Below are 6,890 nucleotides of genomic sequence, written 5' to 3'. Positions count from 1 at the left end.
GAATAGAAGAAATTGAGGAAATCAAATTGAATCAGTTAATAACAATGATTCACGATTTTAAACGAGGACTGGAACAGGAAGTTTTTATTAAAAGTGAATAATTTACGTCCAAAACCCAAAACCTAATTCACATATCTGTTTGAGAAGAAGTATAACCCTGATTTTGCAAATCCATTCTTCCTTAGCTGTTATGTGGAAACCTCGGAGCAATTCTGAAGTCCTATGGACATTGTTTGTCTGAAGTTGCCTAACTTTCACCAAAGCTGAGATAAGTTGTTGGAGCAGGAATTTTTTATCAAAGCCCTCCCCCACAAAAATCAGACTCCCATTGTAAACCATCAAACATTTTTAAACAAGTCATAAAAAAAGCCCCGGTTTCACCGGGGCTTTCTCACATTAAGCTAAACAAGTAATCCAAGTAGAACGAGTTTGAGTGTAATTAACGCTTAACAATGAATTTTCGTGTAGTAGTGGCAGAATTATTTATCATTAATGAGTAAAAGTAGACGCCGTTATTCAGGTTGCTCACGTCAATACGGGCTTTACCTTCTGATTTCTGCAAAGCAATTTCCTGTACCGTTGTTCCCAGCAGATTACTGATTCGGATACTGGCTTTCTGCGTTGCAGAGGGTAATTTATAGTCAAAATTAACTGCATTTACAGCAGGGTTTGGGTATGCATTGGAAACTGTGGCAGCCACAACCGGTTTGTCGTTTACGCCGAGGGTTCCAATAATAAAATTCACCGTTACAAAACTTGAGTCGGTTTGATTATCCTGATCAAAGAACACAAAAACAGCAGATGAAATGCCCTGAATACTTCCATAGGCAATGTCGCCTGTGAAGTCAGGTGTAAAAGAACCCGGCTGAATAATCACCGGCTCCGGTGTTTCAATAACATTGGCCTGATAGCAGGAAGCCCAGCACATCGTAATTTCTGAACTTTCAACCAGCTGTCCATCATATCTGCGCACTTTCACACTTTTTTCCCTGTCGGAAACATTAAAAACATCCAGATTGATAGATCCGAATCCATCTTCTGGAGCACAGAGAAAATCAATAGTTTGTCCGGTTACCACTGTTCCTTCTTTATCTTTAATAACAAACGACTGAGCCTGCAGTGCAAAACCTGCCATAATTCCAAAAGCAATCAAGAGTAAGGTTCTTTTCATATTTCCCTGTTTTAAAGGTTATCAAAACTATCCAATTTATTATCAAAAACTGTGCTAAAGGTTTCTCCCAAAGAAGAAAAAACTGCCCGAATTGTTAATATTTTATAAAATTCCGTAATAAACAATCCCGGTAACTTTCCGTTAACAAGTGCAAAACTAACTATTTAAGTCAATCAGCAACCAAAATAATTAAAAATATTTTTTAAAAACTTTTCAACACTTGGATTTGTTTTTGAAAAATAATGATCTTTGCAGCAACGACAAAACCCTAAAACACACATTATGAAAAAATTAACTCTACTTTCATTGTTCATAACCTTTGCTTTTTTTGCCCAGTCGCAATCGCAACGGCTGGTTTTACTCGAGCATTTTACTCAGGCAAGCTGTGGTCCGTGCGCTGGTGTTAACCCAACATTACATGCATTGCTCGAAGCCAATCCTGATAAATTAACTGCCATCAATTATCATACAAGCTGGCCTGGTTACGACCCTATGTATAACCACAATACAGTGGATGCTGCTGCCAAAACATCGTTTTACGGAGTATCGAGTGTGCCTCACTCGGTGTTGGATGGTAATTTTTTCAGCGGACACCCGAACAACTGGAATATAAACATGGTGAATACCCGCTATGCCGTGCCTTCGCCATTCAACCTGACCATAAATCAGCATTTATCGGCTGGCAATGACACCCTTTTTGTTACCATGCTTGTTAAAGCCACTGCCGATGTTACGGGTCCCCTTTCAGCCTATATGGTGGTGATTGAAAAACACATCCATTTCAACACAGCACCAGGGAGCAATGGCGAAAAGGACTTTTACAATGTGATGAAAAAGCTGCTGCCTACCAAAACGGGCATTTCACTTCCTACGCCTATGTTTGCAGGTGATTATGCTATTATTGAATCATCATGGGCATTGGCCAATGTTTATAACAATGACGAGCTGAGTGTTATCGGATTTGTTCAAAACCCGACTACCAAAGAAGTACATCAGGCAGCCAATCTTTCAACTGAACCCATGACGGCCGTTCATGATACAGATGTAGAACTGTCAGCTTTTACCAATTTGATTGACCGTTACTGCCAAACAAGTTTCAGTCCGGCATTTACCATCCGCAATAATGGTAACAACCCGATTACAAGTCTGGATTTGAAATATTCCATTAACGATGGTGAGCCTATGAGCTACACCTGGACAGGTAATCTTCCGTTTTTAGGAACAACCCTGGTTCAATTACCCGAAACATCATTTGAGCTGCTTAGCGAAAACCAGTTAAAGGTGGTGGTTGATCAGGTGAATCAAAGTGCAGACACTTATGTCAAAAACGACACGCTGGTTCATAGCTTCAGCCCTGCACTTCAGGCTTCACGCAGCATTCAGATTAAAATCAGAACCGACAATGCACCTGAAGAAGTAACCTGGGAAGTTAAAAATGAAAACGGAGAAGTTGTTTTTGCCGGAGGCCCGTACACTGAAGCCAACAAGGTTTATACCGAAGAAACTGTACTGGAAACAGACGGTTGTTTTGAATTCTTTGTTTACGATGCAGGCGGAAATGGCTTATGCTGCGGCAATGGAACCGGATTCTACAGCATCAAATCCGGGTCAACCACCGTTGCCCAGGGAACGCAGTTTGGCTCACTCATAACAGCCCAATTTGACGTTGTGAGTGTTGGCATTGAAAATCAGGACATCACTTCAGGTATTTCAGTTTATCCGAACCCTGCCCATGATCAGCTCTTTGTTGAAATGGCAAAAGAAAGCCTCCAGGCGGTTCAGTTACATATTTTCAACCAGTTGGGACAGTCAGTTTATCAAACAGAAGTTTCAGGAAGAAAACTTACCCTCAATACAAGTACATGGCCAGCGGGCATCTATATGCTCCGCATGGACAATGGCTCAGAAATTATCAGCAAAAGAGTGAGTATTCAGTAATTGAAATATTCTTTTATAAAAAAACCTTCCGGTTCATTTCGCCGGAAGGTTTTTTTTATGTGGCAAATCTGATGAAAAAGCTTGTAACAAACATCAGGCTGTCATTTCAGGACGCTTAAAACAGCCCATCAATCAATTGATTGTCAGCAAAATGAGGAAGTGTAACTTTGAGGCGGGGTTCGGCCTCCATGGCACGTTTGATGGCAAAAACAGCTTCTTCGTTTCGGGCCCATGAGCGGCGCGAAATGCCGTTGTTTACATCCCAGTGGAGCATAGAGCGCAGCCGGCGGTCGCTATCGGCCGAGCCATCGAGCAACATGCCAAAACCACCATTGATTACTTCGCCCCAGCCAACGCCGCCTCCATTGTGAATAGAAACCCAGGTGGCGCCCCTGAATGAATCGCCGATAACATTCTGAATGGCCATATCAGCGGTAAAGCTGCTGCCATCATAAATATTGGAAGTTTCGCGGTAGGGCGAATCGGTTCCTGAAACATCGTGGTGGTCGCGCCCCAGCACCACCGGCGCACTCAGGCGGCCATCGGCAATAGCCTTGTTGAAAGCAGCAGCAATTTTGGTGCGTCCTTCGCAATCGGCATATAAAATGCGGGCCTGCGATCCTACTACCAGTTTATTTTGCTTAGCTTCTCTAATCCAGCGTATATTATCGCGCATTTGCTGGCTGATTTCAGCAGGAGCTGAAGCCGCAATTTCTTCAAGCACTTCCATTGCCAGGTGGTCTGTAATATCGAGGTCCTCAGGTTTACCCGATGTGCAAACCCATCTGAACGGTCCGAAACCATAGTCGAAGCACATGGGGCCCATAATATCCTGCACATATGAAGCATAACGGAATTTACCATCTTCCTTAAAAATATCGGCACCCGCCCTACCCGATTCAAGCAGGAAAGCATTGCCATAATCGAAGAAATACATACCTCTTTGTGAGAGTGTATTGATGGCGGCCACCTGTCTGCGCAGCGATTCATGCACCCGTTTCTTAAACTCTTCGGGTTTATGCGCCATCATATCATTGGCTTCATCGTAAGTGAGTCCAGCCGGGTAATAACCACCTGCCCATGGGTTATGCAGTGAAGTCTGGTCAGAACCCAAATCAACCATTACATTTCGTTCGGCCAGGCGCTCCCACAAATCCACAATATTGCCAAGGAATGCAATGGATCGGGCTTGTTTCAGTGCCTGGTATTTAAGAGCGCTATCAATCGCTGTATCTACATTGTCAGAAATTTCATCGACCCAACCCTGGCTATGGCGCTTGTGGGCTGCATGGGGATTAACTTCAGCACAAATCGTCACCACACCGGCAATGTTTCCGGCTTTGGGTTGTGCTCCGCTCATTCCGCCAAGGCCTGACGTTACAAAAAGACGCCCTTCGGTATCTTCGCCATGCTGAGCAATTTTGCGGCTGGCATTCAAAACAGTGATGGTAGTGCCATGCACAATGCCCTGTGGACCGATGTACATATAAGAACCGGCTGTCATTTGACCGTATTGTGAAACACCCAGTGCATTAAATTTTTCCCAATCATCGGGTTTCGAATAATTCGGAATAACCATGCCGTTGGTAACCACCACGCGGGGAGCTTCCTTATGCGAAGGATACAAGCCCATGGGATGCCCTGAATACATCACCAGCGTTTGTTCATCGGTCATTTCTGACAAATACTGCATGGTGAGCATGTATTGGGCCCAGTTTTGAAACACAGCACCATTTCCGCCATAAGTAATAAGCTCATGCGGATGCTGGGCCACAGCCGGGTCGAGGTTATTCTGTATCATCAGCATGATGCCGGCAGCCTGTTTTGATTTTGCAGGATAAGCATCAAGAGGACGGGCAAACATTTCATATTCAGGACGAAACCTGTACATATAAATGCGACCATACTTCGTAAGCTCGGCGGCAAATTCAGGCGCAAGCACAGCATGATGCTCAGGATTAAAATACCGCAGTGCATTTCTGACTGCCAGTTTTTTCTCTTCAGAATTGAGAATGTCTTTGCGCACCGGAGCATGGCTAACGTTTGCATCTAAAGGCCTGTGGGCCGGGAGCTGGCTGGGTATGCCAGCCATAATGGCTTTCTGAAAATCTGTTAATTGCATCCTATAATGATTTACGATTGATTACATATTCAATCCGGCAAAGTTAGAAAAGGAATCGGGATAACAGAATACGGTCAGGATTTTTTTGAATGATTGTTTGAAGGATAAACATCCCTGAGATGACAAAACAGGTTGTTGATTTCAGCCATAATTGTATAATCATCAAACTGAAAATATCTACTTTTACCAAACAATATATCATCTATGAACCCATTACTGACTCAAGCCTTCGATCCCGAGGATTTTCGCCGTGAAGGCCACCAACTGGTTGATTTACTGACCACATATCTTCATGAATGCCGTGAAGCCAGGCCAATGCCTGTTTTGCCACCTTCCATCCCCGATGAAATGGTCAGCTACTGGACTGCAGAGCTGAACAACCCGTCATTTAACCTTCAGGACTTTTACACAACGCTGATTTCGCAATCAAATCACATACACCACCCGCGTTACATGGGTCATCAGGTGGTGCCTCCCGCCCCTCTTTCGGCACTTACCGAATTGCTTGAGGCTTTGTTAAACAATGGCATGGCCATCTATGAAATGGGCCCGGCATCAACTGCCATTGAACGGGTGGTTTTACGCTGGCTTGCTGCTAAAATAGGCATGACATCCGAAGCAGATGGCATCCTCACATCAGGCGGATCAGCCGGAAACCTCACCGGATTGCTGGCTGCCAGACAAGCCATGTGCGGATATAACATCTGGGACGAAGGCGCAATGGACGATACCAGGCTGGCCTTTATGGTTTCGGAAGAAGCACATTACAGTGTAGCACGTGCTGCCCGCATTATGGGCTGGGGCAACAAAGGTGTTGTTAAAGTACCGGTAAACAGCCGCATGCAACTTGATGCTTCAAAACTGGAAGAAACACTCAAAAATGCCCAGGCAGAAGGATTAAAAGTGATTGCCCTGGTGGGAAATGCCTGCACTACGTCGACCGGAACCTATGATCCTTTGAACGAAATGGCCGACTTTGCCAGTGCCCACGGGCTATGGTTTCATGTTGACGGGGCACATGGAGGCGGTGCAGCCATGACCGAAAAATACAGCTATCTGACCAAAGGAATTGAACGTGCCGACTCGGTGGTGATCGACTTTCATAAAATGATGCTTGCTCCGGCACTTACAACTGCTGTTTTGTTTCGCAACGGAAGGCATTCGTTTGAAACATTCGCTCAAAAGGCTGAATACCTGTTGGGCAACGGAGCACAAAAGCCCTGGTTCGACAGTGCCGGCCGGGCACTTGAATGCACAAAAAAAATGCTGGGAGTGAAGGTGTTTGCTATGATTAAACTCTACGGCGACCAGCTTTTCAGCGATTATATAAGTATCACTTACGATTTAGGCAGGCGATTTGCCGAAATTGCCCGAAATGAAAAAGGATTTGAACTGGCTGTGCAACCCGATGGAAATATTGTATGTTTCCGTTATTGTCCGGAAGGATTTAAGGGCGATTTGAATAAACTTACGGCCTCGGTAAGAAAGAAACTACTCGACGATGCCCGTTTTTATGTGGTACAAACCAGCGTTGCCGGAAAAACTTTTCTCCGGGTTACCCTGATGAATCCGTTTACAACTGAAACCGACATTGCGGAATTGTTCACGTTAATCAAAAAACTGGCCCAACCCGATCACAAAGAATAAGACCTCCACCCA

General features: G+C 44.5%; 4 protein-coding genes. 2 read left to right on the top strand and 2 right to left on the bottom strand.

Going from position 1 to position 6,890, the window contains the following annotated elements:
* Nucleotides 1-439: 439 nt before the first annotated feature.
* Entirely contained in the window at nucleotides 440-1,171 is a 732-nt protein-coding gene (locus tag H6541_05450; GenBank protein MCB9015223.1) for a T9SS type A sorting domain-containing protein, read from the bottom strand.
* 282 nt (nucleotides 1,172-1,453) lie between these two features.
* Between H6541_05450 and H6541_05445 the strand changes: the two genes are divergently transcribed.
* Entirely contained in the window at nucleotides 1,454-3,109 is a 1,656-nt protein-coding gene (locus H6541_05445; protein ID MCB9015222.1) for a T9SS type A sorting domain-containing protein, read from the top strand.
* 115 nt (nucleotides 3,110-3,224) lie between these two features.
* Here H6541_05445 and H6541_05440 read toward each other — a convergent pair whose 3' ends face one another.
* Complete coding sequence (locus H6541_05440) at nucleotides 3,225-5,231, bottom strand: urocanate hydratase (protein ID MCB9015221.1); 2,007 nt, start codon at nucleotides 5,229-5,231, stop codon at nucleotides 3,225-3,227.
* A 204-nt stretch (nucleotides 5,232-5,435) separates the two neighbouring features.
* On the opposite strand from H6541_05440, the gene H6541_05435 reads away from it, so the two are divergent.
* A complete protein-coding gene (locus tag H6541_05435; protein MCB9015220.1) occupies nucleotides 5,436-6,878 on the top strand; it encodes an aminotransferase class I/II-fold pyridoxal phosphate-dependent enzyme in 1,443 nt (480 codons plus the stop codon).
* The last annotated feature ends 12 nt before the right edge of the window (nucleotides 6,879-6,890 follow it).

The sequence above is a fragment of the Lentimicrobiaceae bacterium genome (assembly GCA_020636745.1).
Taxonomy (GTDB): domain Bacteria; phylum Bacteroidota; class Bacteroidia; order Bacteroidales; family Lentimicrobiaceae; genus Lentimicrobium.
This window is presented reverse-complemented; position numbering and strand designations above follow the sequence as displayed.